General features: G+C 65.1%; 26 protein-coding genes and 2 tRNA genes. 17 read left to right on the top strand and 11 right to left on the bottom strand.

Annotated features, from left to right (window positions below):
• Positions 1 to 24 precede the first annotated feature (24 nt).
• Positions 25 to 513 carry a hypothetical protein gene (locus tag ACQY5B_RS07325; protein ID WP_420325766.1) on the bottom strand — a complete coding sequence of 163 codons (489 nt, stop codon included), beginning with the start codon at positions 511 to 513 and terminating at the stop codon, positions 25 to 27.
• A gap of 123 nt (positions 514 to 636) precedes the next feature.
• Between ACQY5B_RS07325 and ACQY5B_RS07320 the strand changes: the two genes are divergently transcribed.
• From ACQY5B_RS07320 to hisH, 9 genes are all read left to right on the top strand, one after another.
• A complete protein-coding gene (locus tag ACQY5B_RS07320) occupies positions 637 to 1,794 on the top strand; it encodes an alpha-hydroxy acid oxidase (RefSeq protein WP_420328690.1) in 1,158 nt (385 codons plus the stop codon).
• A gap of 95 nt (positions 1,795 to 1,889) precedes the next feature.
• Positions 1,890 to 5,333 (top strand): pyruvate carboxylase, encoded by a 3,444-nt coding sequence (gene pyc, locus ACQY5B_RS07315; protein ID WP_420325767.1) that lies wholly within the window; start codon positions 1,890 to 1,892, stop codon positions 5,331 to 5,333.
• 200 nt (positions 5,334 to 5,533) lie between these two features.
• Entirely contained in the window at positions 5,534 to 6,118 is a 585-nt protein-coding gene (locus ACQY5B_RS07310) for a DUF2314 domain-containing protein (RefSeq protein WP_420325768.1), read from the top strand.
• A gap of 550 nt (positions 6,119 to 6,668) precedes the next feature.
• A tRNA-Gly gene (locus ACQY5B_RS07305) sits at positions 6,669 to 6,743 on the top strand.
• A gap of 68 nt (positions 6,744 to 6,811) precedes the next feature.
• A tRNA-Gly gene (locus ACQY5B_RS07300) sits at positions 6,812 to 6,886 on the top strand.
• A 280-nt stretch (positions 6,887 to 7,166) separates the two neighbouring features.
• Positions 7,167 to 8,216 carry a COG3904 family protein gene (locus tag ACQY5B_RS07295; protein ID WP_420325769.1) on the top strand — a complete coding sequence of 350 codons (1,050 nt, stop codon included), beginning with the start codon at positions 7,167 to 7,169 and terminating at the stop codon, positions 8,214 to 8,216.
• Positions 8,217 to 8,321: 105 nt separating this feature from the next.
• The gene (locus ACQY5B_RS07290; RefSeq protein ID WP_420325770.1) at positions 8,322 to 8,543 is read left to right on the top strand and encodes a hypothetical protein; all 222 of its coding nucleotides are present in this window, start codon (positions 8,322 to 8,324) and stop codon (positions 8,541 to 8,543) included.
• A gap of 65 nt (positions 8,544 to 8,608) precedes the next feature.
• Positions 8,609 to 9,196, top strand: coding sequence for an imidazoleglycerol-phosphate dehydratase HisB (gene hisB / locus ACQY5B_RS07285; protein WP_420328692.1), 588 nt, complete (start codon positions 8,609 to 8,611; stop codon positions 9,194 to 9,196).
• Between the two features lie 38 nt (positions 9,197 to 9,234).
• Positions 9,235 to 9,870, top strand: a complete 636-nt coding sequence (gene hisH / locus ACQY5B_RS07280) for an imidazole glycerol phosphate synthase subunit HisH (RefSeq protein WP_420325771.1) — start codon at positions 9,235 to 9,237, stop codon at positions 9,868 to 9,870.
• A gap of 106 nt (positions 9,871 to 9,976) precedes the next feature.
• Here the strand turns inward: hisH and ACQY5B_RS07275 are convergent, their stop codons facing one another.
• Positions 9,977 to 10,369, bottom strand: a complete 393-nt coding sequence (locus ACQY5B_RS07275; protein ID WP_305971206.1) for a DUF2147 domain-containing protein — start codon at positions 10,367 to 10,369, stop codon at positions 9,977 to 9,979.
• A 128-nt stretch (positions 10,370 to 10,497) separates the two neighbouring features.
• Positions 10,498 to 10,881, bottom strand: a complete 384-nt coding sequence (locus ACQY5B_RS07270; RefSeq protein WP_420325772.1) for a DUF2147 domain-containing protein — start codon at positions 10,879 to 10,881, stop codon at positions 10,498 to 10,500.
• Positions 10,882 to 11,016: 135 nt separating this feature from the next.
• Between ACQY5B_RS07270 and hisA the strand changes: the two genes are divergently transcribed.
• From hisA to ACQY5B_RS07245, 5 genes are all read left to right on the top strand, one after another.
• On the top strand, positions 11,017 to 11,739 hold the full coding sequence (gene hisA, locus ACQY5B_RS07265; RefSeq protein WP_420325773.1) for a 1-(5-phosphoribosyl)-5-[(5-phosphoribosylamino)methylideneamino]imidazole-4-carboxamide isomerase: 723 nt from the start codon (positions 11,017 to 11,019) through the stop codon (positions 11,737 to 11,739).
• 97 nt (positions 11,740 to 11,836) lie between these two features.
• Positions 11,837 to 12,052 carry a hypothetical protein gene (locus ACQY5B_RS07260; RefSeq protein ID WP_421917685.1) on the top strand — a complete coding sequence of 72 codons (216 nt, stop codon included), beginning with the start codon at positions 11,837 to 11,839 and terminating at the stop codon, positions 12,050 to 12,052.
• A gap of 83 nt (positions 12,053 to 12,135) precedes the next feature.
• On the top strand, positions 12,136 to 12,894 hold the full coding sequence (gene hisF / locus ACQY5B_RS07255; protein ID WP_305971202.1) for an imidazole glycerol phosphate synthase subunit HisF: 759 nt from the start codon (positions 12,136 to 12,138) through the stop codon (positions 12,892 to 12,894).
• A gap of 323 nt (positions 12,895 to 13,217) precedes the next feature.
• Entirely contained in the window at positions 13,218 to 13,523 is a 306-nt protein-coding gene (locus ACQY5B_RS07250; protein ID WP_305971201.1) for a phosphoribosyl-ATP diphosphatase, read from the top strand.
• A gap of 138 nt (positions 13,524 to 13,661) precedes the next feature.
• Positions 13,662 to 14,633, top strand: coding sequence for a zinc-binding metallopeptidase family protein (locus ACQY5B_RS07245; RefSeq protein WP_420325775.1), 972 nt, complete (start codon positions 13,662 to 13,664; stop codon positions 14,631 to 14,633).
• A gap of 22 nt (positions 14,634 to 14,655) precedes the next feature.
• On the opposite strand, the gene ACQY5B_RS07240 is transcribed toward ACQY5B_RS07245, so the two are convergent.
• The 4 genes from ACQY5B_RS07240 to ACQY5B_RS07225 form a co-directional block, all read right to left on the bottom strand.
• On the bottom strand, positions 14,656 to 15,123 hold the full coding sequence (locus ACQY5B_RS07240) for a CoA-binding protein (RefSeq protein ID WP_305971199.1): 468 nt from the start codon (positions 15,121 to 15,123) through the stop codon (positions 14,656 to 14,658).
• A gap of 191 nt (positions 15,124 to 15,314) precedes the next feature.
• Entirely contained in the window at positions 15,315 to 16,367 is a 1,053-nt protein-coding gene (locus ACQY5B_RS07235) for a T6SS phospholipase effector Tle1-like catalytic domain-containing protein (protein ID WP_420325776.1), read from the bottom strand.
• On the bottom strand, positions 16,345 to 18,642 hold the full coding sequence (locus tag ACQY5B_RS07230) for a xanthine dehydrogenase family protein molybdopterin-binding subunit (protein WP_420325777.1): 2,298 nt from the start codon (positions 18,640 to 18,642) through the stop codon (positions 16,345 to 16,347). The genes ACQY5B_RS07235 and ACQY5B_RS07230 overlap by 23 nt, the downstream gene beginning before the upstream one ends.
• 106 nt (positions 18,643 to 18,748) lie before the next feature.
• Positions 18,749 to 19,870 carry a type III PLP-dependent enzyme gene (locus tag ACQY5B_RS07225; RefSeq protein WP_420325778.1) on the bottom strand — a complete coding sequence of 374 codons (1,122 nt, stop codon included), beginning with the start codon at positions 19,868 to 19,870 and terminating at the stop codon, positions 18,749 to 18,751.
• Positions 19,871 to 19,976: 106 nt separating this feature from the next.
• On the opposite strand from ACQY5B_RS07225, the gene ACQY5B_RS07220 reads away from it, so the two are divergent.
• Positions 19,977 to 20,417, top strand: coding sequence for an Lrp/AsnC family transcriptional regulator (locus ACQY5B_RS07220; RefSeq protein WP_420325779.1), 441 nt, complete (start codon positions 19,977 to 19,979; stop codon positions 20,415 to 20,417).
• Positions 20,418 to 20,429: 12 nt separating this feature from the next.
• Here the strand turns inward: ACQY5B_RS07220 and ACQY5B_RS07215 are convergent, their stop codons facing one another.
• Positions 20,430 to 21,059: an inner membrane-spanning protein YciB gene (locus ACQY5B_RS07215; RefSeq protein WP_305971194.1), complete on the bottom strand. Its 630-nt coding sequence runs from the start codon at positions 21,057 to 21,059 to the stop codon at positions 20,430 to 20,432.
• Positions 21,060 to 21,090: 31 nt separating this feature from the next.
• Positions 21,091 to 21,993, bottom strand: coding sequence for an EamA family transporter (locus tag ACQY5B_RS07210; protein ID WP_420325780.1), 903 nt, complete (start codon positions 21,991 to 21,993; stop codon positions 21,091 to 21,093).
• A 71-nt stretch (positions 21,994 to 22,064) separates the two neighbouring features.
• Between ACQY5B_RS07210 and ACQY5B_RS07205 the strand changes: the two genes are divergently transcribed.
• Complete coding sequence (locus ACQY5B_RS07205) at positions 22,065 to 22,547, top strand: MgtC/SapB family protein (RefSeq protein WP_305971192.1); 483 nt, start codon at positions 22,065 to 22,067, stop codon at positions 22,545 to 22,547.
• 5 nt (positions 22,548 to 22,552) lie between these two features.
• On the opposite strand, the gene ftsY is transcribed toward ACQY5B_RS07205, so the two are convergent.
• Both ftsY and ACQY5B_RS07195 read right to left on the bottom strand, forming a co-directional pair.
• Positions 22,553 to 23,671, bottom strand: a complete 1,119-nt coding sequence (gene ftsY, locus ACQY5B_RS07200) for a signal recognition particle-docking protein FtsY (protein ID WP_420325781.1) — start codon at positions 23,669 to 23,671, stop codon at positions 22,553 to 22,555.
• Positions 23,672 to 23,859: 188 nt separating this feature from the next.
• Entirely contained in the window at positions 23,860 to 25,545 is a 1,686-nt protein-coding gene (locus tag ACQY5B_RS07195) for an NAD(P)H-dependent oxidoreductase subunit E (protein WP_420325782.1), read from the bottom strand.
• A 164-nt stretch (positions 25,546 to 25,709) separates the two neighbouring features.
• Between ACQY5B_RS07195 and ACQY5B_RS07190 the strand changes: the two genes are divergently transcribed.
• A complete protein-coding gene (locus tag ACQY5B_RS07190) occupies positions 25,710 to 26,729 on the top strand; it encodes an alkane 1-monooxygenase (RefSeq protein ID WP_420325783.1) in 1,020 nt (339 codons plus the stop codon).
• Positions 26,730 to 26,749 lie beyond the last annotated feature (20 nt).

The following is a 26,749-nucleotide window of genomic DNA, read 5'->3' as shown; positions in this document are numbered from 1 at the left end:
CCCGGCGCCGCGATCGGCCAGCGGTCAGGCGTGCATGGCCACCTCGGTCGGCAGGACCGGTTTGCGCCGGGTGGTCGAAAAGACCGGCAGCGGCGCGTCTTGGGCGGGCTGCGGCGCGGAATCGGCGCGCACCGGGGTCATCTTGCAGGCAGCGCGGCCCGCAAGCGAGGCCTGCGCCATGCGTGCCACCATACGCGGAGACACGCGACCGTCGAGCACGCAATGCAGCGAGGTCACGGCGTCGGAATAGAGATCCGTCGCCGCGCCCACGTCACCGGCCAGCATCAGGGTGACAAGCCGCGGATTGCGGCGCTGCGCCAGCGCGGTCAGCGCCGCGATCCGTTCCGGACCGCAGTCATCGTCCAGCACCAGCACGTCCACCACCGCGCGTTTCAGACAGGTTTCGGCCACCGCATGGCTGCCAGAGCCGGTGACGTGAATCCCCGCCTCCAGAAAGGCGATCTGGCTGCGTTCAAGCCGGGTGGCATCGTGGTCGACGATCATCGCGTGCATGGGCTGTCCTTTCCGTGTCGATGCCCACACACTCCGTCACGGCACTTAAAATAAGTTGAAGATTTGAGGCGAATGCAGGTCGACCCGCTTGCGGACCGCGGCTTTCCGACGGCAGATACCGTTATGGACCTGCACAGCCGCTACATGACTGTCGCCGATCTGCGCCGCGCCGCAGAGAGCCGCGTGCCACGATTCGCCTGGGCCTACCTGGACACGGCGACGGGAACAGAGGCCACCGCCCGCCGCAATCGCGCGGCGCTCGATTCGGTCCTCTTCACACCCTCGATCCTCGACGGCGAGGTTGTCCCGGATTTCTCTGCCTCCCTGTTCGGCGAAACCCACCCCCTGCCCTTCGGTGTCGCGCCCGTGGGGCAGTCCGGCCTGCTCTGGCCCGGGGCGGAACGGATGCTGGCGCGGGCGGCGACAGGGGCAGAGTTGCCCTACACCCTGTCGACCGTGGCCAATGCCACGCCCGAAGAGGTCGGCCCGGAAACCGGCGGCAAGGGCTGGTTCCAGCTTTACCCGCCGCGCGACCCAGAGATGCGGCGCGACATGTTGGCGCGCGCGAAGGCCAGCGGTTTTCACGTCCTCGTGGTGACGATGGATGTGCCGGTGGCCTCGCGCCGGGAACGGCAGGTCAAGGGCGGGCTGGTGCAGCCACCCCGGATCACGCCTCGGATCGCGCTGCAATGCGCGATGCGCCCGGCCTGGTCGCTGGCGCGACTGCGCGCCGGGATGCCCCGGATGAAAACGCTCGACCGCTATTCGCAGGACATGGCCAGCCGCGACCCCACCGCGCATATCGGCTATCTCCTGCGCACCGCGCCGGATTGGGACTACCTGCGCTGGCTGCGCGACGCCTGGGACGGGCCGCTCGTGGTCAAGGGCGTGCTCAAACCCGAGGACGCGGAACGGCTTGAGCATGAAGGCGTGGATGCGGTCTGGGTCTCGAACCACGGCGGGCGGCAATTCGACGGGGCGCCCGGCGCGGCGTCCTGCCTGCCCGCGGTGCGCGCCGCGACGCGCCTGCCGGTGATCTTTGACAGCGGGATAGAGGGCGGGCTGGACATCCTGCGGGCCATCGCCCTGGGGGCGGATTTTGTCATGCTGGGCCGGGCCTGGCACTATGCGGTCTGTGCCCTGGGCGCGTCCGGCCCGGCCCATCTGACAGAGATCCTGCGCCGGGACCTGGTGGCCAATCTGGGTCAGCTCGGCGTGCCGCGACCTGTCGACCTGCGCGGGAAAAGCGAGTTTGCAAACGCGACTGTCGCGCAGGAATAATTTGCAAACCCCTCTTGCGCTGCGTCGCGGCATACTCTCAAAGTAATAATATTGCGCAAAATCGCGCAACTGTGCCGGAGAAGGACCCTCGACACATGGCAGATTTTGAAAAGATCCTGGTAGCCAACCGGGGCGAGATCGCGATCCGCATCATGCGTGCGGCGAACGAAATGGGGAAGAAGACGGTGGCCGTCTTCGCGGAGGAAGACAAGCTGGGGCTGCACCGCTTCAAGGCGGATGAGGCCTACCGCATCGGCGAAGGGCTTGGTCCCGTTCAGGCCTATCTGTCGATCGAAGAGATCATCCGCGTGGCCAAGGCCTCGGGTGCCGATGCGATCCACCCGGGCTATGGCCTGCTTTCCGAGAACCCTGATTTCGTGGATGCCTGTACCGCCGCAGGCATCACCTTTATCGGGCCCAAGGCGGAAACCATGCGCGCGCTTGGCGACAAGGCCAGCGCCCGGAAGGTCGCCATCGACGCCGGTGTGCCGGTCATCCCCGCGACCGAAGTGCTGGGCGATGATTTCGACGCGATCACCAAGGAAGCCGAAGAGATCGGCTATCCCCTGATGCTCAAGGCGTCCTGGGGTGGTGGTGGCCGGGGCATGCGCCCGATCGAATCCGCCGATGAGCTCAAGGACAAGGTGCTGGAAGGCCGGCGCGAAGCCGAGGCCGCCTTTGGCAACGGCGAGGGTTATCTGGAAAAGATGATCACCCGCGCCCGCCACGTCGAGGTGCAGATCCTCGGCGACAAGCAGGGCCACATCTATCACCTCTACGAGCGCGACTGTTCCGTGCAGCGCCGCAACCAGAAAGTCGTGGAGCGCGCCCCTGCCCCCTACCTGTCGGAGGCGCAGCGCGAGGAACTGTGCGAGCTGGGCCGCAAGATCTGCGCCCATGTGAACTATGAATGCGCGGGCACCGTCGAATTCCTGATGGATATGGAGACGGGCAAGTTCTACTTCATCGAGGTCAACCCCCGCGTGCAGGTCGAACATACCGTCACCGAGGAAGTGACCGGCATCGACATCGTGCAGGCCCAGATCCTGATCGCCGAGGGCAAGTCGCTGGCCGAAGCCACCGGCAAGGCCAGCCAGTACGATATCCGCCTGACGGGCCACGCGCTGCAGACCCGGATCACCACCGAGGATCCGTCCAACAACTTCATCCCCGACTACGGCCGCATCACCGCGTTCCGCTCGGCCACCGGCATGGGCATCCGCCTGGACGGCGGGACGGCCTACGCGGGCGGGGTCATCACCCGGTTCTACGATTCGCTGCTGGTCAAGGTCACGGCCAAGGCGCCGACACCGGAACAGGCAATCCGCAGGATGGACCGCGCCCTGCGCGAGTTCCGCATCCGGGGCGTGACCACGAACATCGAGTTCGTGATCAACCTGCTGAAGCATCCGACCTTCCTGAACAACCAGTACACGACCAAGTTCATCGACACGACGCCGGAGCTGTTCGACTTCAAGAAACGGCGCGACCGGGGCACGAAGGTGCTGACCTATATCGCGGACATCACCGTGAACGGACACCCCGAGGTGCAGGGCCGCGCCAAGCCGCACCCCGACCTGAAACCGGCCCGTGCGCCGCAGGTGCCCTTGGAAACCCCGCCCGCAGGGACGAAGAACCTGCTGGAAGAAAAGGGCCCGCAGGCCGTGGCCGACTGGCTGGCCGCGCAGAAACAGGTGCTGATCACCGACACCACCATGCGGGACGGGCACCAGTCCTTGCTGGCGACGCGGATGCGCAGCCTCGACATGATCCAGGTGGCGCCGGCCTATGCGCACAAGCTGCCGCAACTCTTCAGCGTCGAATGCTGGGGTGGCGCGACCTTCGACGTGGCCTACCGCTTCCTGCAGGAATGTCCGTGGCAACGCCTGCGCGACCTGCGCGAGCGGATGCCCAACCTGATGACGCAGATGCTGCTGCGCGGCGCCAACGGGGTGGGCTACACCAACTATCCCGACAACGTGGTGCAGTTCTTCGTCAAACAGGCGGCTGAAACGGGCGTCGATGTCTTCCGTGTCTTCGACAGCCTCAACTGGGTCGAAAACATGCGCGTCGCGATGGACGCGGTGCTGGAAACCGGCAAGATCTGCGAAGGCACGATCTGTTACACGGGCGACATCCTTGATCCCGACCGGGCCAAGTACGACCTGAAATACTATGTCGCGATGGGCAATGACCTGCGCGACGCGGGCGCCCATATCCTTGGCCTCAAGGACATGGCGGGGCTGTTGAAACCCAATGCGGCGGCGGCGCTGATCAAGGCGCTGAAGGAAGAGGTCGGCCTGCCGATCCACTTCCACACGCACGACACCTCGGGCGCGGCCATCGCCACCATCATGGAGGCGGCCCGCGCGGGCGTGGACGCGGTGGACGCGGCGATGGATGCGCTCTCGGGCAATACCTCGCAGCCGACGCTTGGCTCCATTGTCGAGGGCCTGCGGTTCACCGAACGGGACACCGGGCTGGACATGGCCGCGATCCGCGAGATCTCTAACTACTGGGAGGCGGTACGCGGACAATACGCGGCCTTTGAATCGGGTATGCAGTCGCCCGCCTCCGAGGTCTACCTGCACGAGATGCCGGGCGGTCAGTTCACCAACCTCAAGGCACAGGCCCGCAGCCTTGGCCTGGAAGAGCGCTGGCACGAGGTGGCGCAGACCTATGCGGACGTGAACAAGATGTTCGGCGATATTGTCAAGGTCACGCCCTCGTCCAAGGTCGTGGGCGACATGGCCCTGATGATGGTCAGCCAGGGCCTGACCCGGGCGGATGTCGAGGATCCCAAGAAGGACCTCAGCTTCCCCGACTCGGTCATCGACATGATGAAGGGCAACCTGGGCCAACCCCCAGGCGGCTGGCCGAAGAAGATCCAGAAGAAGATCCTCAAGGACGACAAGCCCTTTACCGAACGTCCCGGCCTGAAGGCTGCGCCGATCAATATCGACGAGGCCCGAAAGGAACTGGAAGGCAAGCTCGAAGGGGTTGCCTTCGACGACGAGGACCTGAACGGTTACCTGATGTACCCCAAGGTCTTTACCGACTACGCCGCGCGGCATGAGACCTACGGCCCGGTGCGCACCCTGCCCACGCGGACCTTCTTCTACGGAATGGAGCCGGGCGAGGAGATCACCGCCGAGATCGACCCGGGCAAGACGCTGGAAATCCGCCTGCAGGCGGTGGGCGAAACCCATGACGACGGCGAGGTTCGGGTCTTCTTCGAATTGAACGGGCAGCCGCGCACCGTCCGCGTGCCCGACCGCAAGGCACAAGGGTCCAGCGCGGCGCGTCCCAAGGCAGAGCTGGGCAACCCCTGCCACATCGGCGCCCCGATGCCGGGCGTGGTTGCAACGGTCGTCGCCACTGTGGGACAGCAGGTCAAGGAAGGCGACCTGTTGCTGACCATCGAGGCGATGAAGATGGAAACCGGCCTGCACGCCGAACGTGACGGCACCGTCAAGGCGGTCCACGTGACGCCGGGCGGCCAGATCGACGCCAAGGACCTGCTTGTCGAGCTGGAGTGAGGCCGGCCCTCATCGAAGATCTGAAAACAGCCCCGGACGGGGCTGTTTTTCTATCTGTCCTCAGGATATCAACAAACTGGCGAATTGAGCCTCCCCCTGTGGACAATCGGAATTCGCAAGACATGCCAAACCGTTGCCGCATGCGGGTCGGCCAGCTATGATCTCGCTGCCGCCATTCCAGAATCGGGAAGGATTCCCGCATGCTCTTTCACCGAACGACCGCCTTGCTCTGCGCCCTGATGGGCTTTGCGCTCGCGGCCCACGGCGCGACTGAGGGCGAGATCCCCTTCGACACCCCCGGCCCGGTCATAGAAATCCCCGACAAGGCCCTGCCTCCGGGTGTGCTGGATGTCCTGAAAGTCCGCAGCAGCGACCCCGCGATGAACCAGGCCTTCGGGTTGGCCCGTGCCTCGCTGCCTGCCGCGCTTTCGGCCACGGAAAAGAAACACGGGTATTTCTCGCCCTCGCTCGCACTTTACGTCGCGGTGCGCGTCGATGATCCGGACAAGCAGATAGAGTTCGTCTGGGTCGACAATATCCGGCGCAAGGGCAAAGGCTTTACCGGGTCGCTGGCCAGCCATCCGCGTTTCATGCCCGGCAAGCGCCTGCGCGCGCCGATCGACTTCCTGAACCCGCAGATCGCGGATTGGGCCGTGCAGGCCCGGGATGGCCGGTATTATGGCTATTTCACCACCCGCGCGCGGCTGGACAGCATCGCAGAGCCTTTGGCCAGTGAGTTGCGCTCCATGCTGGTGGACACGCCCGTTCCGCAACTCTGGCAGTGACCCGTGCATCTGGCCCTTGCCGCGATTTCTCCGGCAGCCGCCAGAACCTGATCCTCAGTCATGCCGGTGCGTTGGCGCGATAGGTGGTCGCCCCTGTCTTTGTCACCATGTTCCGAAACTCGCGGCGTGCGCGATTCATTCCGGCCAAGAGCGGCTCGCGCGGACTCGACAAGTTGCGCCAGTTGCATGACCTTCCCTGTCAACTGGAGGCGCGCAGAGCGGGACCCGATCCAACATGGCGGCTGCGGCCGACCTGAACGGGATTCGGATGTGCCTTTGCGCCCTGCCTGCGCTGTTGGCGACGGCATGGCAGAAGACCGACGCATTGAGCGTTGCCAGCCTGGCAATGCATGCCGAACCGCTCACCGGCGCCTATCTGCAGGCGCATGTAGATGCCCCGCCCCTGTTCCGGTGGAGCGCCGACAGCAAGCCAGTCGAAGGCTGCAGAATAGCCGCGCGGCCGGTGCCCGGATCAAAAGCGTCAGGCATGTGCATTTTCCTCTTGCACCCCCGCGCCGTAGAGGCTAATTCCGCGCTCACCATTTGGCACGCGGGCGTAGCTCAGGGGTAGAGCATAACCTTGCCAAGGTTAGGGTCGGGCGTTCGAATCGCCTCGCCCGCTCCAAATGGCCGGATTTCCTCGGGCGGCACCCACCGCCACAAAGCGAGGCTCCGGAATGACAGGATGGTTTTGCGGGCGTAGCTCAGGGGTAGAGCATAACCTTGCCAAGGTTAGGGTCGGGCGTTCGAATCGCCTCGCCCGCTCCATCTGTCACTCTTCTCGGGTTCTGGAATTTCTGAGCCGACTGGCCTAAGGTGCATGTGCCGCCGTCGTTCCCAAGAATTTGCCCGTACTCCGATCGTCGCTGTCGCCCGCCGCCCCAGTCATCGCCGGGGTAGGCCAATTGTGGCTCAAGGCACTCCCGAACTGAGCCCACCTCGCCTGCCAAAGGGAAACGCCTCTCCCACGCCCCCCATCATGCCCGCGGAGGTTTACATGACGCGAGACGCTGTCTAGCGTCACGATATCGTTCCAAAGGATTTCGTGATGAAAGCTATTTTTCTGGCCGTCGTTCTGGCTACCGGCGCGCTCTCTGCCAGTGCAGAGCCCATGCGCTTTGAAAGCCGCTGGTCAGGCGGAAACTGCATCGGCTGCGGATGGACTTCGGCAGAAGGAGAAATCACTGACGAGACGCCTGATGCGTTCCGGGCCTACCTTCGGGAAAACGGCGTTGGCTACAGTCTTAGACTCGATTCGCCCGGCGGCAATCTGGGCGCCGCCATCGCCCTGGGACGACTGTTCCGCGAAGAGGGCATCCGCACAACCGTCGGACGCAGCGGCCCCATGCCAGACATGCCGCAATATGACCAGGGTGTCGAAGGCGGAACATGCGAATCCGCCTGTGTCTTTGCCCTGCTTGGCGGAAGCATCCGCGTGGCAGAGGGCGGCGAATTGGGCGTACACCAATTCCACAGCCCCGATGGCCGCAACATACCAACAGCCGCCACACAGCAGATCATGGGCCAGCTTGTCCTGTACCTGATCGAGATGGGAATCAGCGCGGAATTGTTGACTCTGTCCAGCAGGATTCCGGGCGACAAGATGCATTTTCTCACTCAAGAAGAGATTGTGCGCCTTGGCATTAGCACGGATAGCAGGCGCACCGCTGTCCGGCTCGATACCGGGGAGGGGGGACTTGTGGCCCGCTGGGAGACTATTGGCGCTGACGGCGATCTCAACCGGGCATACAGCCTGCGCTGTTCGCGCGGACACTCGGGCTGGCTGCTTTCGATCCTCGATACCGGGATCGGCCCAAACAACGGCGTACCCGACCGGCAAAGGGGGGCACCGGACATGAAGGTCACTCTTGGTGAGACGGCCATCCCGATGTCCTTTGACCACGTTATCGAACTGGGCCCACGTGGTGACGACTATTTTCTCACAGTCCGCCTGCCTGCCGATCTGCACCGCCACGTCGGCAAGGACCTTCGGTTTCAGACCAACCGGATGACGAATTTCTTTTCTGTTTTGTCGGCGCAAGGGACCATCCCGGACAAGACAACGCTGGACGTTCTCACCCGTGCCTGCGGCGCCTGACGCACGCGCCTTCGCGGCTAGGACTATCAGCGGTTCACGAGGGGCGCGACGCAACTTGACGCAGGGGCGACTTTGACCCGGCCAAACTGGGTACCGATCGCCGACATGCGGATTCCCATGTGGCAGGCGCATCATCTCGCCAGCGGTGTCAAGGATGACATACACTGGATCACCCTGGGCCCGCCGATCAACCCAAAGGCCCATGCGGGCATGCGCTTTTTCTTTGAGAGTAATGACCTGCCGCGCGAGCGGGGCGTTCTGTCCGGCGGCGGACGGTTTCCCGACGCGGCGACGCTCGACGCGATGGTGCGCACCTGCGGAGACTGAGCGCCCTCCCCCTTTGACGCCGCCGCAGCCATGCCTATAAGGGGCCGACTTCAGGGGACAAGATGATGCGCACAGCCAAGATCACCCGCCAGACCGCAGAGACCGAGATCAGCGTCGAGATCAATCTCGACGGGACCGGCAGCTATGACAACCAGACCGGCGTCGGTTTCTTCGACCACATGCTGGACCAGCTTTCGCGCCACGCGCTGATCGACATGACAGTGCGGGCCAAGGGCGACCTGCACGTTGACGATCACCACACGGTCGAGGACGTGGGCATCGCCCTGGGCCAGGCGCTCACCCAGGCGATGGGCGACAAGAAGGGCATCGTGCGCTACGGTGCCTGCCTGCTGCCGATGGACGATGCGCTGGTCCGTGCCGCGCTGGACCTGTCCGCGCGCCCCTTCCTGGTCTGGAACCTGGACCTGCCCAGCCAGAAGATCGGCACGTTCGACACGGAACTGGTGCGCGAGTTCTTCCAGGCGCTCAGCACCCATGGCGGCATCACCCTGCATGTCGACTGCCTGCACGGCGTCAACAGCCACCACATCACCGAGGCCGCCTTCAAGGCGGTGGCGCGCGCCCTGCGCGATGCGCTGGAAACCGATCCGCGCAAGGCGGATGCGGTGCCCTCGACCAAGGGCGCGCTCTAGCCTGCCCAAGAAACGATCCGCTGACCAAGGAGGCCGCGATGCTGACGGCAATCATCGACTACGAAAGCGGCAACCTGCATTCCGCCGAAAAGGCGTTTCAGAAGATGGCGCTGGAAACCGGAGCGGGCGAGGTGCGCGTCACCGACGACCCCGACGTGGTGGCCCGGGCGGATCGCATCGTGCTGCCCGGCGACGGCGCTTTTCCGGCCTGCGCCTCGGCGCTGCGCAACTCCGGCTGTTTCGAAGCGATGATCGAGGCGGTGGAAACCCGCGGGCGACCCTTCCTGGGCATCTGCGTGGGCATGCAGCTGATGGCACGCGTCGGCCATGAATACGCCGAGACGCCGGGCCTTGGCTGGATCGACGGCGAGGTCGAGGTGATCGCGCCCGCCGACAAGACGCTGAAGGTCCCGCACATGGGATGGAACGACCTGGTGGTCGACAATCCGCACCCGGTACTGAACGGGATCGCAACCGGTGAACACGCCTATTTCGTGCATTCCTACCAGATGCGGCTGTCCGACCCGGCACAGCGGGTCGCCCATGTCGACTATGGTGGCGATGTCACCGCCATCGTGGCGCGCGGCACCATGATCGGCCTGCAGTTCCACCCGGAGAAAAGCGCCGGGGCCGGGCTGCGCATGATTGCCAATTTCCTGACCTGGCACCCCTGAACGCGCCGATTCGGCTGCCCCACGTCAGGACAGCCGAAGTGACCACTTTGTTCGACTTGCCTTGGGGGCATGGAACAGACGCGGGGTTAGAGCCCCCGCCCCGGCCTCAGTTCGCGCGGACCCACGTCTGGCCGTCGCAGATCAACCCCTTGCACCCCGTCACGTGCAGCTTGTTGCCGGACAGTTCTGCCTTGGCCTTGGCCTCGACGTTCAGCAGCGGCACATGGACCGTCCCGCCACGATAGTTGCCCGACCCGGCGGGCTTGAGATCCCAGAACAGCTGTTTGCCGACGTTGGCGGTCTGCACCTCGCGCCCCTGCGGATCAAAGGCCTTGAGCACCGTGCCGCAGAGCGCGGCGCCGCAGGTGTCGATGCGGATCAGGCTTGTCAGGTTCTTGCGGTCGGGTTCGGTGCGCCAGAGACCGACGGCCGGATCGGCAAGAGCGGGGGCCGCCAGGCTACCGAGCACAAGCGGCAGAAGCAGGCGAAAGCGGGGCATGAGATGCGTCCTTTGTTGCAGAAGTTCAAGAACTTGAACCTACCACGCATATGGTCGGGCCGCCGCCCTTTTCCAGTCCCCGCAAGCCCGTCCGCAAAATATTGCCGGTTCTCTCTCTTGCGCGCGGCCTACTGGACCCGGCGCCAGGTCTGTGCCGAACAGATCAATCCGCCCGCCACGCAGCCGCGCAGTTTCAGGCTGCTGCCGTTCAGTGTCATCTTGCCCAGGTAGATCTTGTCGTTCGACGGGCGCCAGACCTTGCCCTCGTACTTGCCCCCGCCCTGCGGGACCATGTCGATCACCAGCGTCTTGCCCTTGGTCGGAGAGGTGTATTCGCCGCCCGCGTTGAAGGTCCGCGCGATCTTGCCGCAGATCTTGCCACCGCAGGGCGCCATCACGATATGAGCATAGGATCCATCGTCCGGCTGGGTCTTCCAGACGCCTTCGATCGGATCCGCCGCCGCCGCGCCAGCCAAAATTCCGCACAACGCCGCAATCTTGAGTAGTTTCATGCCTGTCTCCTCCCGTTCAGGTCATCCTGACTGTGTCTGCGGCGCCAGACCCCGATCAAGCATGACGCAAGGTCGCGTTGCATCTATCGTGGCGTCATACTAAGGCGCGGCAAAACTCTGAAAGGGCAGCCCGAAATGATCCTTTATCCCGCGATCGACCTGAAGGACGGCAAGGCCGTGCGCCTGCTGCGCGGCGACATGGACAAGGCGACCGTCTTCAACGACGATCCCGCCGCCCAGGCGCTGGAATTCGTGGCGCAGGGCTGCGAGTGGCTGCACCTTGTCGATCTGAACGGCGCCTTTGCTGGCGAACCGGTAAACGCGGCCGCCGTCGAGGCGATCCTCAAACAGACCAAGACGCCGACCCAACTGGGCGGCGGTATCCGCGACATGGCCACCATCGATATGTGGCTGGGCAAGGGCCTGTCGCGGGTCATCCTTGGCACCGTGGCCGTCGAGCGCCCCGAACTGGTGCGCGAGGCCGCGCGCGCCTTCCCCGGGCAGGTGGCCGTCGGCATCGACGCCAAGGACGGCCGCGTGGCCACCAAGGGCTGGGCAGAGGTCACGCAGGTGGATGCCGTCGACCTTGCGCGCAGCTACGAGGACGCGGGCGTGGCCGCGATCATCTACACCGACATCAACCGCGACGGCGCCATGCAGGGCCCGAATGTCGAGGCGACGGCAGCCCTGGCCAACGCAGTGACGATCCCGGTGATCGCCTCGGGCGGCGTGTCCTCGATCAAGGATCTCAAGGCGCTGCGCGACTGCGGCGCCCCCCTGAACGGGGCGATCTCGGGCCGCGCGCTCTATGACGGGGCCATCGACCTCAAGGCCGCGCTCGAGGCGCTCAAGGGCTGAGCCGCATCACAGGACCAGGTCCGGACTTCCTGACTGCGCCGCCTGCGGGCGGCTTGATACACCTCTATCCAAGACAAGTTCCCAAAAGGACCGTTTCATGTTCATGGCCGCGATCTGGATCGTCAACGTGATCTTCTCCGTGCTGGAAAACCCGGAGAAAGGTGGGCCTTTCCGTCCGAACGACCTGTTGTGGAACGCGCGCCTGCCGCTGGGCTATTACCTTTTCCCCGCCACGGCGCTGGGGCGCGTTGCACGCTTCCGGCCCATTGGGTCCCGGCTCAGGGTCTCCCGGCCGGCGCCGACGCTTTCTTGAGCCGCACAGGCGTGCCCGCCGGAGCGGCCCGCCGTGACCTCTCCCCCCTTCCCTCGCCGGTCAATTCGCGCTAACGCAACGCCATGCTCAAGACCCGCATCATCCCCTGCCTCGATGTCGCCGACGGCCGTGTCGTCAAGGGCGTCAATTTCGTCGACCTGCGCGATGCGGGCGATCCCGTGGACGCCGCCCGCGCCTATGACGCCGCCGGCGCGGACGAGATCTGTTTCCTCGACATCCACGCCACCCATGAGAACCGCGGCACCATGTTCGACGTGGTCACGCGCACAGCGGAACAGTGTTTCATCCCGCTGACCGTGGGCGGCGGCGTGCGTACGGTTCAGGATGTCCGCGCCCTTCTGCTCGCGGGCGCCGACAAGGTGTCCTTCAACTCCGCCGCCGTCGCCAATCCGGACGTGGTGGCCGAGGCCGCCGACCAGTTCGGCAGCCAGTGCATCGTTTGCGCCATCGACGCCAAGACGGTGGAACCGGGCCGCTGGGAAATCTTCACCCACGGCGGGCGCAAGCCAACGGGGATCGACGCGGTTGAATTCGCCCGCACCATCGCCGCCAAGGGCGCGGGGGAAATCCTGCTGACCTCGATGGACCGCGACGGCACAAAGGCCGGGTTCAACCTGCCCCTGACCCGGGCCATCGCCGATGCGGTGGATATTCCCGTCATTGCCTCGGGCGGCGTGGGTACGCTGGATCACCTTGTCGAAGGTGTGACCGAAGGCCATGCCAGCGCCGTTCTTGCCGCCTCGATCTTTCACTTCGGCACCTTCACCGTGGCCGAGGCCAAGGCGCACATGGCAGCCGCCGGCATCCCGGTCAGGCTGTAGACGTGTTCAGCGACGGCTCTGACGTCACCCTCCGCGAGGGCGAGAACGAAGAGACCGCCTGCCCCGCGTCTGCCGATGCACCGGAGACTGGACCGAAGGCGCCGGGCCTAACGAACGCCGGGGCCTGCGGATCGGCATTTCGCGTGACGGACCCAGCCTGCTGGACTGGTCCAAGCATGACATGGCCGCGGTCGCCCGCTCTTGATCCCGCTCAACCGCGCACAGGTGCCGGGCACGCCGATGGAGGCACAACTCCGGTCCCTGCTCGGCACTATTCCGACCGCGGACAGCCGTCTCTGACATTCGCCTGAAAAGGAACCGACATGACCCTGGACGACCTAGAACAGATCATCGCCACCCGCGCCGCCGCCTCTCCGGATGACAGCTGGACCGCCAAGCTCTTGGCCAAGGGTCCGGAAAAGGTGGCCGAGAAATTCGGCGAAGAGGCGATCGAAGCGATCATCGAAGCGGTCAAGGACGACCGCGCGCGGCTGGTCTCGGAGTCCGCCGACGTGCTCTTTCACCTGCTGGTCATGCTGAAATCGCGCGACGTGGCGCTGAGCGAGGTCATGGCAGAACTGGCCCGGCGCCAAGGGCAATCCGGCATAGCCGAAAAGGCGGCGCGCTGAGCTACCGCCCTGCGGGACAGGCTGCATTCACCGCCAATTCGCGTGAGAGCCTGCGGCGCCGGAACGCCGCCCACCGCTGACGCAACCCAGAACCGCCATGCCGCGTTGGCCTGCCGGATACCCTCGAAAGGACCCCGGATGCAGGTTTTCACATGCCCCGCCTGCCAGACCCCGCTCTGGTTCGACAATGACCGTTGCACCTGCGGCCAGGAGGTCGGGTTCGACCCACAGGCACAGGTCATGGTGGCCACCACTGCTCGCTGTGCCAATCACGCGGCCATCGGCTGCAACTGGTTGCCCGAACCGGGGGCGGACGAGCTCTGCCGGTCCTGCGCGATGACGGAAACCGTGCCGGACCTGCGCGAGGCGGACAACCTGCCACTCTGGGCGCGGACGGAGGCGGCCAAGCGCTGGATGCTGGCCAACCTTGCGCGCTGGGGCTGGTTCACCGAGAGCGATCCGGGCCCGCGCCCGGTGTTCCGCCTTTTGTCGGAAGAGACCGCGCAGGGCGAACAGCCGGTCACGATGGGCCACGCCATGGGCGTCATCACCATCAACGTGAGCGAGGCCGACGAGGCCACCCGGGCCCAACGCCAGGACGACCTCGGCGAACTGTACCGCACCATGCTGGGCCACATGCGCCATGAATGCGCGCATTTCCTGTTCGAACGCCTGACCGAGCGGCCCGCGTTCCTGCCCGACTTCCGGACCCTATTCGGCGATGAGCGTGCCGACTACGCCGAAGCGCTGGACCGCCACTATGCGGCGCCGCGGGATCCGGGCGAAACGCACATCACCCCCTACGCCACGGCCCACCCGCATGAAGACTGGGCCGAAACCGTCGCCCACCTGCTGCATCTCGTGGATATCGCCGACAGCGCCGCCGCCGCAGGGCTTGCCCTGCCAGCAGGACCACAGCCCGGCTATGACGCCTATGCCGACCCGCAGTCCGACCGCGTGCTGGATCACGCGGTGCGCCTGTCGCTGGCCGTCACCCATGTGAACCATGCACTGGAGCTGCCCGATCTCTATCCGTTCGTGCTGACCCCGACAGTGCGCGAGAAACTGGGCTTTGTGCACGGCCAGCTCCGCGCCGCCTTCAGGACATAGCGCAGGCGGTCCAGACGACCGGTCACAGCTTGGACGAGATGATCCCGGTGTTGAACCCGCCCATGCGCAGTTCGCCGAACAGGCGCTGGTACTCGATCTTGGGGCAGCGATCCATCACCACGTCGACGCCGCGCGCCTCGGCCATCCGGGCCGCCTCTTCGTTGACGACGCCAATCTGCATCCAGACCGTGCGCAGTTTCGGAAAGACCTCCAGCGCCTCTTCGACGATGGGCGGCACATGTTCCGGGCGGCGAAAGATGTCCACCATGTCCACGGTATCCGGGCATTCGGACAGCGAGGCGCGCACCTCTTGCCCGAACAGGCGCTTGCCGGCATGCCCCGGATTGACCGGGATCACCTTGAAACCCTTCAACGAAAGATATCGCGCGACATAGTAGCTGGGCCGTACCGGGTTCATGGACACGCCCACGACCGCGACGACCTTGGTCCGCGTCAGGATCTCTTTCAGCTTGTCATCCGAATAGCTCATGTCCCCTCAAATATACCGGCATTGCGAAAAGAAAAAGCGCCCGGGCAAAAACCCGGGCGCCAGTTACGGAACGAGGGACAGTGAAGGTCTCGCGGGGGTTCCGTCCCCGCGATCCTGACCAAGAGATAGGCAGTAAAGCCACAGTTCCAAGGTCTGTAAAGAAACTGTGAACATTTTTCTTGACTATCCTATCACCCCGCGACCTGCGCGCCGTCGGGTTCCATCAAGCCCACAAGTGTGGGGTGCAGGCTTTCCGAGGGGTCCCGCCCGACCCGGCGCGTCTTGCGCAGGATGAACAGCTTGCTGACGCCCACCCAGGTGCCGACCGAAGGCGCGTTGACGTCGCAGGGAAAGCGCGTCCTCCACCCTTCCGGCAGGGCCACGCCACGCGCTTCCAGCCGGTCCAGCATCCAGACCAGCGGGATGTTGGACAGCGGCCGCGCCGCATCAAAGCCGCCCAGTTGCCCGCCGATATCGCCATGCGTGCCACGGAACCAGACCTGTTCGACCTTGCCCGCCCAGCCCGGCGGGCACTCCCAAAGCACCGGCGCATAGGCGGCGCGCGTCTCGTCATGGGCCAATGCTTGATAGCCATGCCGGATCGCGGGGCCCAGAGAATGGTTGTGGAACTCGTGCTCGGCTTCGGTCAAGCGCCAGAGCAGCGGCAGACGCAGGCCCAGTGCCTTGACCGTATCCCAAACGCCGATCATCTCGACCGGCGACTCGGCATGGCAGGTCTGCTTGGCAAAGGCCCGGGCAGAGGATCCGTCTGGAGCGTATTGGTACAGGCGATAGATCTGGCGGATATTGCGCTCCGTCGCGCATTCGGCGCGGAGCAAACCGACCATGTCGATGATGCCGGCCAGCGACCGCACCGCGTAGGCGCCGCGCGAATAGCCCATCAGGAAAATCCTGTCGCCCGCGCGATAGCGGGAGGCCAGATAACCATAGGCACGGCGGATCTGCCGGTTGATGCCCCGCCCCAGCGCCACGTCGGTGGTGGCGCCCCAGTCCGTCCACTGCACCCCGGCCACGTAGTAGAGCGACGAATGCCCGGCCTCTTTCAGCAGCAAATAGGTCAGCCCGGCGTTGGTTTCCTCGCCGGGCGTGAGCGAAGACATGGTGCCATCCAGAATGAGGACATGATCGACCGGCCCGCGCCGCCGCGCATAAGCGGAATGGTCCGCCGAAGACTTGCGGCGGAGCCAGCCGAAAACAATGTCACTCAGCTGCGATCGCATCACCTTCCAACATGGCCCAGACTCGCGCCGGCGTGAAGGGCATGTCCACCTGTTTGATCCCACGCGCCCAGAGCGCATCCTGAACCGCGTTCGACACGGCGGCCATGGAGCCAACCGTTCCTGCCTCACCACAGCCTTTCATCCCCATCGGGTTGGCGGTAGAGGGGACCGGCTCCGTCTCGAAACCGATCATGGGCATATTGTCGGCCCGCGGCATCGCGTAGTCCATGAAAGAGGCCGTGAGCAGCTGCCCATCCTCATCATAGACCACATGTTCGGTCAGCGCCTGACCCAGGCCCTGCGCCACGCCACCATGCACCTGCCCCTCGGCCAGCATCGGATTGATCAGGTTGCCGAAATCGTCGACCACGCTGTAGCGGTCACAGATCGTCGCGCCGGTCTCCAGGTCGATCTCGACCTCGGCCACATGGCAGCCATTGGGGTAGGAGCGCCCCGGCAGCGTCGAGGTTGCCTGCCAGACAAGCAGGTCCTCGCGCCCGGCCTCGCGCGCCATCTGCGCAGCTTCCAGCATGGTGGGGGTCAGGTTCGATCCGTCCGCGCGAAAGGTCTCATCGTCGAAGGTGATCGCCGAAGCGTCCACGCCCATTTCGCCGGCAAGGAAATCGGAGAAACCTGCAACCATGTCGCTGACCGCCTGCAGGGTCACGTTGGTCTGAACGGTGACGGAACGAGACCCGCCAGTGCCGCCGCCCGAGCCGATCAGGTCACTGTCGCCCTGCACCACCTCGATCTTCTCGGCGGGGATGCCTGTCTGGTCGGCCAGGAACTGGCGGAACACGGTTTCATGCCCCTGCCCGTTCGACTGGGTGCCGACATAGATCTTTGCGCCGCCGTCTTCGGTGAACTCCACCTTCACGTCCTCGTTCGGGGCGCCCAGGATAGACTCGATGTAGTAACAAATTCCCAGGCCGCGCAGCTTGCCAGCCTTTTCCGAGGCCGCCCGCCGGGCCGCGAATCCCGCCATGTCCGCCGTCGTTTCTGCATGGCCCATGACGCGCACGAAATCGCCCACGTCGTAGTTTTCGCCGGTCACCGTCTTGTAGGGAAACTGGTCGGGCTTGATGAAGTTGATCCGGCGCAGTTCCAGCGGATCGACCCCCAGTTCGCGCGCCGCGCGGTCCATCACCCGTTCCAGAACATAGATCGCCTCGGGGCGGCCCGCGCCACGGTAGGCATCCACCTGCACGGTGTTGGTATAGAACCCTTCCGAACGATAGTAGGCATTCTGGATGTCATAAGTGCCGGTCAGCACGCGGGCAAAGAGGTTCGACTGGATGAACTGCCCGAAATGCGAGTTGTAGGCCCCCAGGTTCGACCGCGTGTGCAGCCGGTAGCCGGTGATGCGGTTGTCCGCGTCAAAGGCCAGCTCTGCCGTCGTCACAAGGTCGCGCCCGCCGTTGTCGGAGAGCATCGCCTCTGTCCGGTCGGACATCCAGCGCACCGGGCGGCCGGTCTCGCGCGCCGCGAAGGGCAGCACGAAATATTCCGGATAGGGAAAGCCCTTCATGCCAAAACCGCCGCCGACGTCGGGGTTGGTCGTGTGGATCTGCTCGGGCTCCATGTGATAGGCGCGCGCCAGCTCGGCCTTCATGCCCCAGACGCCCTGGCCGCCAAAACCCAGATGGATGCGCCCGTCGGTCCATTCGGCAAAAGCCCCGCGCGGCTCCATCGAGTTCACGATGATCCGGTTGTCGCCGATCTCCAGCTTGACGGTCCTGGCCGCCGTCTCGAAGGCCGCATTCGTGGCCTCTTCGTCGCCGATACCGAAATCATAGGCCCGGTTGTCGGGTGCCTCCGGGTGGATCGCCGTGTCGCCCGGCGCCAGATCCATGATGACCGGCAGGTCGTCATAGTCCAGCTCGATCAGTTCGGCGGCGTCGCGCGCCTGCTGCAATGTCTCGGCCACGACCATGGCCACCGGCTCGCCGACATAGCGCAGACGCCCCTCGGCCAGCACCGGACGCTTGGGCGCCGCGCCTTTGCTGCCATCGCGGTTGGGAGCCAGCGCGCCCGACATTCCGGTGTCGATGCCGGCCCCCAGCAGGTCCTCCGATGTCACGACCAGATGCACGCCCTCGGCCTCGCGTGCGGCACTCACATCCAACATGGTGATCTCGGCATGCGCCACGGGAGAGCGGAAGACAAAGGCCCGCAATGCGCCCTTGGGGGCGACATCATCCACATACCGCCCGTGCCCGGTCAGGAAGCGCACATCCTCGACCCGTTTCACCGGCTGGCTCTTGCCGAACTTGTCCATGAGTGTCTCCCTCGCAATTGTCCTGTCGCGGCGGAGATTAGTCGTCATGGCGCGGGTGTCCAGAGGGCGCACCACGGCCCGCACCCGGTTTTCCGCGAAGGGCCGATTATCGCGCCAATGTCACGATGCGCCGGGCGCCGTAGCCATTGAACCGGGTGGCCAGTGCCGTGGAATAGGCCCCGCAGGCATGAAACAGCAGGTAATCCCCTTCGGCCAGGTCCTTTGGCAGGTCAACCCGGTCGGACAGCCGGTCGAGGCTGTCGCAGGTCGGCCCGAACACCTCTGTCGCGCACAGGGCGCCAGCCCGGGGTGTCCCATCCGCGGCCAGCGCGCTGATCCGCGTCGCGGGACCAAGATCGCGCCACTCGCTGAGGCCGCCATAGATGCCATCGTTCAGAAAGACCGCGTTCCCGTCCCGCGCCTTGACCTGCAAGGCCAGTTCAAAGGCTTCGGCCACCATCGCCCGGCCCGGCTCGCAGACCAGCGCCGGACGGTCCGGCCCGAAGGCCGCCCCGACGGCCTCGTCGATAGCGCCGAAAAGCGAGGGCAGGTCGGGGGCCGGGTCTTCGCGGTGCGCCGGGAACCCGCCGCCGACATTCAGCCGGTGCAGGCGGATGCCATTGGAACTCGCGATCTCGGCCGCGGCCTGGATGTAGGACACCCAGGCCCCCGCCGCGCGGCATTGCGTGCCCGGATGGAACGTGAGCGAGGGGCGTCCGCCGCGCGAGACAACCGCACGCAGGAGTTCCCCGCAAGCCTCGGGGCCGGCACCGAATTTCGATCCGAAGTCATAGACCGCCCCGGCCACCGGCAGCTTCAGCCGGACCGCCACTTCGGCGCTCTCCAACGGCCCCAGCTTGTCAAGTTCCGCCATGCGGTCGACCGACCAGGAGGTGATGCCATAGCGCCGCGCCGCCGCCACCTCGGACCGGCCCCGGACCGGGTTGTGGTAGTGCAGGCGTGCCCGCGGTGCGATCTCTCGCACCAGTGCCATCTCTTCGGGAGAGGCCACGTCAAAGGCCTCCATCCCCGCCTCTGCCAGCGTCTCGATCACGCCCCGGTCGGGATTGGCCTTGACCGCATAGGTCACTTCACCGGGAAAGCGGTCGAGGAACAACCGCGCCACGTCGCGCAGCCGCTTGGGATCGTGAAAGAAAACCGGGTCTTCGGGACGCTCGCGCGCCAGCCAGAGCGCGGGATCGCGCTGAAATGCCTCGTGCAGCACCATTGCTCGTGCCTCCTGTTCGCCTGTGAGACCAGTGTGGCGCTTGCAAGGGACGGATTCAGCTGCAACTCTGTTCGAAATGTACGGCATTTTCGGGCAAAGTGACGATATGGACCAACAGATCGACGAAACGGATCGCGCCCTGGTAGCGGCTCTCGCCGAGAATGCCCGGACCCCGGTGACCGATCTGGCGCGTCGGCTGGGGCTGGCGCGCACCACGGTGCAGGCCCGGCTGGACCGGCTCGAGGCACGCGGCGCGATCGCCGGCTACACGCTCAAGCGTGGCCCGGGCCTGCGCCCCGCCCTGCGCGCCACGGTGCTTATCTCGGTCGAACCGCGCGCCACACCGGCGGTCCTGTCCCGACTGAAAAGCCTTTCGGCGGTGGAAACGGTGCACACCACGTCGGGAAGGTTCGACCTGATTGCGCAGCTCAGCGCGGAAACGACAGAGGCTCTGGACCGCACGCTGGACACCATTGGCGAAGCAAAAGGCGTCAAGGCCTCGGAAAGCCTGATCCACCTCAGCACGAAGATCGACAGGGGCACATGACCCCGGCCCGCCTTATTCGGCGGGTGTCTCCTCGTCCTGTTCCACCGCATAGCGGGAGAATAACCCGACCTGCCCCATGAAGAAGGCGAAGGTTGCCGCGAGTTGCCCCACCGTGTCCCAGACCACGAAGATCTGTTCCGACAAAAGCTGCCAGATGACGACGTTCAGCACGGCCATGCCCACGAAGAAGAGGGTTGCGCGTTTCGTCAGCAGCATCCAGCCCTCGTCTTGCAAAGGGGTCAGTTCCTCCATGACGTAGCGAAGGTAGGATTGCCCGAACAGGAGTCCGACGCCAAGGATCGCCCCGAAGGCCCCGTAGATCAGCGTCGGCTTTAGCTTGACGAAACGGTCATCGTTGAACCAGACGGTCAGCGCGCCCATGACGATCAGGACAACGGCGGTAAAGACCTGCATCCGGCTGATCCTGCCCGTCAGCCACCAGACCACGCCCATCGACACCAGGAAGACCGGGACAAAGACGGCGGTCACCGCGATGAATGCGCCGTACTCCTGCCCCCCGACGGTAAAGACGTCGTCCTTGAACCAGAAATAGGCCACAAGGAAGCCGATCACCGGCCCGAGTTCCAGGATCGACTTCAGCGTCGGGTTCACTTTGCGCGCATCGGCGGGCGAGTCGGACATGCATCACTCCTTTGCAGGGCACATAGGCCTTTCAGCCGCCAAGCTCAACGATCACCGCCCCCGCCGCGATCAGGATCATCAGCGCGATGCGCCTTGGACCCACTGTCTCGCGCAGGATCAGCCAACCGATGACGGCGGCAAAGACTGTCGAGGTTTCGCGCAGTACCGCCGCCTCTCCCACCTTGTCCAGGCGCGTGGCCATCATGACCGACCCGAAGGAGCCATAGGCCACCAGTGCCCCCGCCAGCCCGCGCAGCATGAGAGGCCGCAGGGGAAAACCTGACACCCGGTGCCGCATGGGGGTGAGGCACAGCAGGATCGGGAAATCCAGTGACGACAGGAAAAAGAACCAGGCGAGGAAGGTAAAGGGATCGGCGGTGGCGCGGATGCCGTAAGCATCATAGGTGGTGTAGAGCGCAACGAAACACCCCGTTGCCAGGGCATAGGCCAAGGCCGGGCCCAGCGTCTCGCGCGCGGTCTCGAGAAAGATGAAGTTGTAGACCGCGAGGCCGAAGATCCCGGCCAGCAGAACGCCGAGGCCCAGCCACTGAACGCCGGTAAAGCTCTCGCCAAAGATCAGCCAGGCACCGATCACCGTGAAAAGCGGGCCCGTGCCGCGCACGACCGGGTAGACAACCGTGTAGGCGCCGCGGGTAAAGGCCATCGCCTGCAACAGCTTGTAGGCAAGATGGATCACCATGACCCCGGCAAAGAGCGGCCACATGTGCGGCTCGGGCCAGGGCACGAGGAACAGCATCGGAAAGCTGAGCAGCACCAGCCATCCGTCGATCGCCGCACGAGACACCCAGGGGTCGTGCCGTCCCTTCTGCAGGGCGCCGAAGACCGCGTGCAAAAGGCCTGCGGTCAGCGCCAGCATCAGCGCCGCCCGGTGGCCGGCCTCCGTGCCCTCCAGCGAGATCAGCCAATCGCTCACCCACGGCCCTCCGCGCGGACACCATCGCCCCTGTTGTGCGTTGGTGTTACGTTGAACCTAAAGAGGACCGCATGTTCGAAAGCCTGACATCCGAATTCTACGGCGACTTTGCCGTTGTTCCCGCCTGGTCCGCCTTTGTGCGGCTCTGCGGCGCCCTGGTGCTTGGCGCCGCCATTGGATTTGAGCGGGAATGGCGCCACAAACCGGCCGGCCTGCGCACGCATATCCTGGTGGCCGTGGCCGCCTGCCTCTTTGTCCTGATCGGGCGCGAGCTGAGCGCGCTGGACTTTGGTGGCGCCGGTGAACAACGCAACGACCCCCTGCGCATGATCGAGGCGGTGACGGCAGGCGTTGCCTTTCTGGCGGCCGGCGTGATCTTTCGCTCGGCGGAAAAGGTTCACAACATCACCACCGGGGCGTCGCTGTGGCTGGCGGGCGCCGTGGGCCTGGGCTGCGGTGCGGGGCGACTGATCCTTGCGGCGATGGCCACGGCGATGGTGGTCATTGTGCTTGCGCTTCTGAAATGGATCGAGGACATCGCCCACGGCCGCTAGGCCGCTCATTCCGTATCGAGGCCGGTCAGCGCTGCGGCAAATTCCTCGGGGTCGAAGGGGGCAAGATCGTCGATCTGCTCGCCCACGCCGATGGCATGGATCGGCAGGCCGAACTTGTCCGCCAGCGCAACCAGAACGCCGCCCTTGGCGGTGCCGTCCAGCTTGGTCATGACCAGGCCGGACACATCGGCGAGCTTTTGGAAGGTCTCGACCTGGCTGAGCGCGTTCTGGCCCGTCGTCGCATCCAGCACCAGCAACGTGTTGTGCGGCGCATCCGGGTCCTTCTTGCGGATCACCCGGACAATCTTGGCCAGTTCCTCCATCAGGTCCTGGCGATTTTGCAGCCGGCCGGCGGTGTCGATCATCAAGAGGTCCGCGCCTTCGGCCTGGGCCTTGGTCATGGCGTCGAATGCCAGGCTGGCCGGATCGCTGCCCTCGGGCGCGGTCAGCACGGGCACGTTGGCGCGTTCACCCCAGACCTGCAGTTGCTCGACGGCGGCGGCCCGAAAGGTATCGCCCGCCGCGATCACCACCTGCTTGCCCGCGGCCTTGAACTGGCTGGCCAGCTTTCCGATGGTCGTGGTCTTGCCCGATCCGTTGACGCCGACGACCAGCACCACCTGCGGCTTTTTCGGGTAGAGCGGCAGCGGGCGCGCCACCGGCTCCATCACGCGGGCGATTTCCGAAGCCAGTGCCTGCTTGATCTCCAGCGAGGACAAGCGTTTGCCGAACCGCCCCTCGGCGATGTTCGAGGTCACGCGCAGCGCCGTGTCCACCCCCATGTCCGAGGCGATCAGCAGCTCTTCGAGCTGCTCCAGCATCTCGTCGTCCAGCACCCGGCGCGCAACCGCGCCCTCGCCCTGCGATCGCCCCATGATCCGCCCCAGCAAACCGCCAGAGGGCTTTGCCTCGGCCGGGGCTTCGGGTTCGGGGACTGGCACCGGGTCGATCGGCGCGGGTTTCGGCGCCGGGGCCCGAGGTTCTGGCTCTGCCGTTTCTGCCCTGGGCGCAGGCGCCTCGGCGACGTCTTCCTCATCGCCGTCCTGGACAATCGCGTCCAACCCCTCGTCCAGCTTGGAGGAGGACTTGAACAACTTGTTCTTGAGCTTGCCGAAAAAGGACATGGGCCGCGCCTGATGCTTGAGTTGTCTTCACCTAATACGCCTGCGCGCGCAATGAAAGGTCGCATTCACAGCGACCTGAGCCCCGGTGTCGATCAGGGACCGCTGGCCTCTTGCCCCAAGCCGATCGAAAAACCGTCCACAGGCAGCTGTGGACGGTTTCTGCTAGCAGGATCCCGATGTCCCGGACTTCAGACCTCGTCCGGGAAGTGCTTGATCGTCAGGCGGATCGGGTTCGGCGCCGCCTGTCCCAGACCACAGATCGAGGCATCGCCCATCGCCTGGCACAATTCCTCGAGCAGGTCCGTGTTCCAGCTTTCCGCGCTCATCAGCTTGACCGCCTTCTCGCAGCCGACCCGGCAAGGCGTGCACTGGCCACAGCTTTCATCCTCGAAGAACCGCAACATGTTCAACGCAGCATCGCGGGCGCTGTCCTGATCCGACAGCACGACAACGGCAGCGGACCCGATGAAGGAGTCATGCGGCTGCAACGTGTCAAAATCCAGCGGCACATCGCTCATAGAGGCCGGTAACAGTCCAGAGGACGGCCCACCGGGTTGATAGGCCTTCAAGACATGCCCCTCGGCCATGCCGCCCGCGGCTTCGATCACGTCAAGGATGGTCGACCCGGCAGGCAGAAGGTAGACGCCCGGTTTCGACACCCGGCCAGAGACCGAGTAAGAGCGCAGCCCCCTGCGACCGTTCTTTTCGATTCCGGAAAGGATTTCAGGGCCTTCCCGGCAGATCTTCGCGACCCAGTAGAGCGTCTCGACGTTGTGCACCAGCGTGGGACGGTCAAAGATCCCGACCTGCGCGACATAGGGCGGACGGTGACGCGGCAGCCCGCGTTTGCCTTCGATGGACTCGATCATCGCGCTTTCTTCGCCACAGATATAGGCGCCCGCGCCACGGCGCAGGTCGATATAGCCGGGTTCGACGATGCCCTCCGCTTCTAGGGCGGCGATCTCGCGGCGCAGGATTTCCAGCACGGCGGGGTATTCGTCGCGCATGTAGACAAAGCAGCGATCCGCCTCCACGGCCCAGGCTGCGATCAGCATTCCCTCAAGGAAAACATGAGGTTCCCGTTCGAGGTAAAAGCGATCTTTGAAGGTGCCCGGTTCACCCTCGTCCCCGTTGACGGCAAGGTAACGCGGGCCGGGATTTCCCCGGACGAAGCCCCACTTGCGACCGGACGGGAACCCCGCACCGCCAAGGCCCCGCAGGCCGGAAGAGAGGACCGTTTCCTGCACCTCCTCCCAGTTTCCGCCCTGGCGCAAATCCTTCAGACGGGCATAGCCGCCACCTGAGGTATAGGCTGCAAGACCTTGATATTCTGGAACATTCGCATGGGTATCGCCCGCCTCGATCGCGACATTGACCTTGTCCAGGTCGGCGTGATCGATGTGGTTGTGCCCCAGTTCCAGCACCGGCGCCGTGTCGCAGCGCCCCATGCAGGGCGCCCGCAACACGCGGACCTTTGCGGGGTCCATCCCCTCTTCCAGCGCGGCGCGCAGTTGATCGGCCCCCGCCAGCTCGCAGGACAGCGAATCGCAGACCCGGATGGTCAGCGCGGGCGGCGGCGTCTCGCCCTCCTTCACGATGTCGAAATGGGCATAGAAACTGGCCACTTCATAGACCTCGGCCATGCTGAGCCGCATTTCCTCGGCCAAGGTGCGCAGATGAGCAGCCGAAAGATGGCCGAAGTCATCCTGGATCAGGTGGAGGAACTCGATCAGCAGGTCGCGGTTGCGCGGGCGATCGCCCAGAAGCGCCTTCACCTCGGCCAGGGCCGTGTCGTCGACCTGGCGGCCCTTCGGCGTGTGGCGCCCCTTGCCCTTGCCCGATTTCCAGACGCCCTTGCGTTCGTCGAGTGCCATGCGTGCCTCCATTCATTCCGGCAGACCCTAACGCCGAACGCCTCCGGGGAAGGGGTGAAAAACGACCGAATTGGGCAGGCGAGCGCCCAGAAATTCCCTCGGATTCGCCGAACGGGGAACGGAATGTTCCGATATGTTAAATCTCGGATCGTATTGGAGCGGTGATGCGGCGTTTCACACTGGCAACCCTTGGCATGGTGACGCTGCTGGCGCTTGCGCTGGCGGTGGGCGGACCGTTTCCGGCGCTGGCACTGGTCTACATCACGGTCTTCACCTTCGCGATGGACAGGGTGTCGGCACTGGCCGCCCCCGACCATCCGGGGCAGGAGTTTCCCGCCGGACACGGGCTGTCCGGGCTCTTGGCGATTGCGCATTTCCCCCTGCTCTACGGCGGCATCTGGGCCCTGACGCATTCTGGCGCAACAACGGTCGACAAAGCACTGACATACCTGTCACTTTCCCTGTTCATCGGCCAGGTCGGAAACGCCAATGCGCATGAGTTGATCCACCGTCCGTCACGCGGCCTGCGGCGCTTGGGTACGGCGGTCTACGCCTCCTTCCTCTTCGGGCACCACGCCTCGGCCCACGTGCGGGTCCACCATGTCCACGCCGCCACACCGCGCGATCCGAACACTGCGCGGCCCGGAGAGAGTTTCTACGCCTTTGCGCCGCGCGCCTGGATCGGCGGCTTTCGCGCAGGTTTCCGTGCCGAATCGCGGCTGCGACAAGGGCGCGGATGGCACCCCTATATCGGACATGCCGGCGGTGCGATCGCCTCCCTGATCGTGGCCGCCCTTGTCGGCGGGGCCGGTGGCTGTCTGGCGCTGCTGGCGATCGCCGCCTACGCCCAGGCGCAACTTCTGCTCAGCGACTATGTCCAGCATTATGGCCTCTGCCGACGTGAAGTCGCCCCCGGGAAATACGAACCGGTCGGGCCGCAGCACAGCTGGAACGCACCGCAGAGCTTTTCATCGGCGCTGATGCTGAACGCCCCCCGCCATTCCGATCATCACGCACATCCCGCCAGGCCCTACCCGGGCCTCGACCTCGACCGGGGCAGGATGCCGATCCTGCCGCATTCCCTGCCGGTCATGGCGGTGATCGCCCTTGTGCCCCCGCTCTGGCGGCGCGTGATGGACAGGCGCGCGCGGCAATGGCACGGACCGGAGCCCGCCCATGGTTAACCATTCATTAATACCCGACT

It is taken from the genome of Antarctobacter sp. (assembly GCF_965277915.1).
GTDB lineage: Bacteria > Pseudomonadota > Alphaproteobacteria > Rhodobacterales > Rhodobacteraceae > Antarctobacter.
This window is presented reverse-complemented; position numbering and strand designations above follow the sequence as displayed.

Coding starts and splice junctions, on each gene's coding strand:
- ACQY5B_RS07215 (WP_305971194.1), bottom strand. CDS start 21,059: ATGTCCGACTCGCCCGCCGATGCGCGCAAAGTGAACCCGACGCTGAAG.
- hisH (WP_420325771.1), top strand. CDS start 9,235: ATGCTGACGGCAATCATCGACTACGAAAGCGGCAACCTGCATTCCGCC.
- ACQY5B_RS07260 (WP_421917685.1), top strand. CDS start 11,837: ATGTTCATGGCCGCGATCTGGATCGTCAACGTGATCTTCTCCGTGCTG.
- ACQY5B_RS07195 (WP_420325782.1), bottom strand. CDS start 25,545: ATGGCACTCGACGAACGCAAGGGCGTCTGGAAATCGGGCAAGGGCAAG.
- hisB (WP_420328692.1), top strand. CDS start 8,609: ATGCGCACAGCCAAGATCACCCGCCAGACCGCAGAGACCGAGATCAGC.
- ACQY5B_RS07270 (WP_420325772.1), bottom strand. CDS start 10,881: ATGAAACTACTCAAGATTGCGGCGTTGTGCGGAATTTTGGCTGGCGCG.
- ACQY5B_RS07190 (WP_420325783.1), top strand. CDS start 25,710: ATGCGGCGTTTCACACTGGCAACCCTTGGCATGGTGACGCTGCTGGCG.
- ACQY5B_RS07245 (WP_420325775.1), top strand. CDS start 13,662: ATGCAGGTTTTCACATGCCCCGCCTGCCAGACCCCGCTCTGGTTCGAC.
- ACQY5B_RS07310 (WP_420325768.1), top strand. CDS start 5,534: ATGCTCTTTCACCGAACGACCGCCTTGCTCTGCGCCCTGATGGGCTTT.
- ACQY5B_RS07220 (WP_420325779.1), top strand. CDS start 19,977: ATGGACCAACAGATCGACGAAACGGATCGCGCCCTGGTAGCGGCTCTC.
- pyc (WP_420325767.1), top strand. CDS start 1,890: ATGGCAGATTTTGAAAAGATCCTGGTAGCCAACCGGGGCGAGATCGCG.
- ACQY5B_RS07275 (WP_305971206.1), bottom strand. CDS start 10,369: ATGCCCCGCTTTCGCCTGCTTCTGCCGCTTGTGCTCGGTAGCCTGGCG.
- ACQY5B_RS07240 (WP_305971199.1), bottom strand. CDS start 15,123: ATGAGCTATTCGGATGACAAGCTGAAAGAGATCCTGACGCGGACCAAG.
- ACQY5B_RS07230 (WP_420325777.1), bottom strand. CDS start 18,642: ATGGACAAGTTCGGCAAGAGCCAGCCGGTGAAACGGGTCGAGGATGTG.
- hisA (WP_420325773.1), top strand. CDS start 11,017: ATGATCCTTTATCCCGCGATCGACCTGAAGGACGGCAAGGCCGTGCGC.
- ACQY5B_RS07205 (WP_305971192.1), top strand. CDS start 22,065: ATGTTCGAAAGCCTGACATCCGAATTCTACGGCGACTTTGCCGTTGTT.
- ACQY5B_RS07295 (WP_420325769.1), top strand. CDS start 7,167: ATGAAAGCTATTTTTCTGGCCGTCGTTCTGGCTACCGGCGCGCTCTCT.
- ACQY5B_RS07290 (WP_420325770.1), top strand. CDS start 8,322: ATGCGGATTCCCATGTGGCAGGCGCATCATCTCGCCAGCGGTGTCAAG.
- ACQY5B_RS07250 (WP_305971201.1), top strand. CDS start 13,218: ATGACCCTGGACGACCTAGAACAGATCATCGCCACCCGCGCCGCCGCC.
- ACQY5B_RS07320 (WP_420328690.1), top strand. CDS start 637: ATGGACCTGCACAGCCGCTACATGACTGTCGCCGATCTGCGCCGCGCC.
- ftsY (WP_420325781.1), bottom strand. CDS start 23,671: ATGTCCTTTTTCGGCAAGCTCAAGAACAAGTTGTTCAAGTCCTCCTCC.
- hisF (WP_305971202.1), top strand. CDS start 12,136: ATGCTCAAGACCCGCATCATCCCCTGCCTCGATGTCGCCGACGGCCGT.
- ACQY5B_RS07225 (WP_420325778.1), bottom strand. CDS start 19,870: ATGGTGCTGCACGAGGCATTTCAGCGCGATCCCGCGCTCTGGCTGGCG.
- ACQY5B_RS07325 (WP_420325766.1), bottom strand. CDS start 513: ATGCACGCGATGATCGTCGACCACGATGCCACCCGGCTTGAACGCAGC.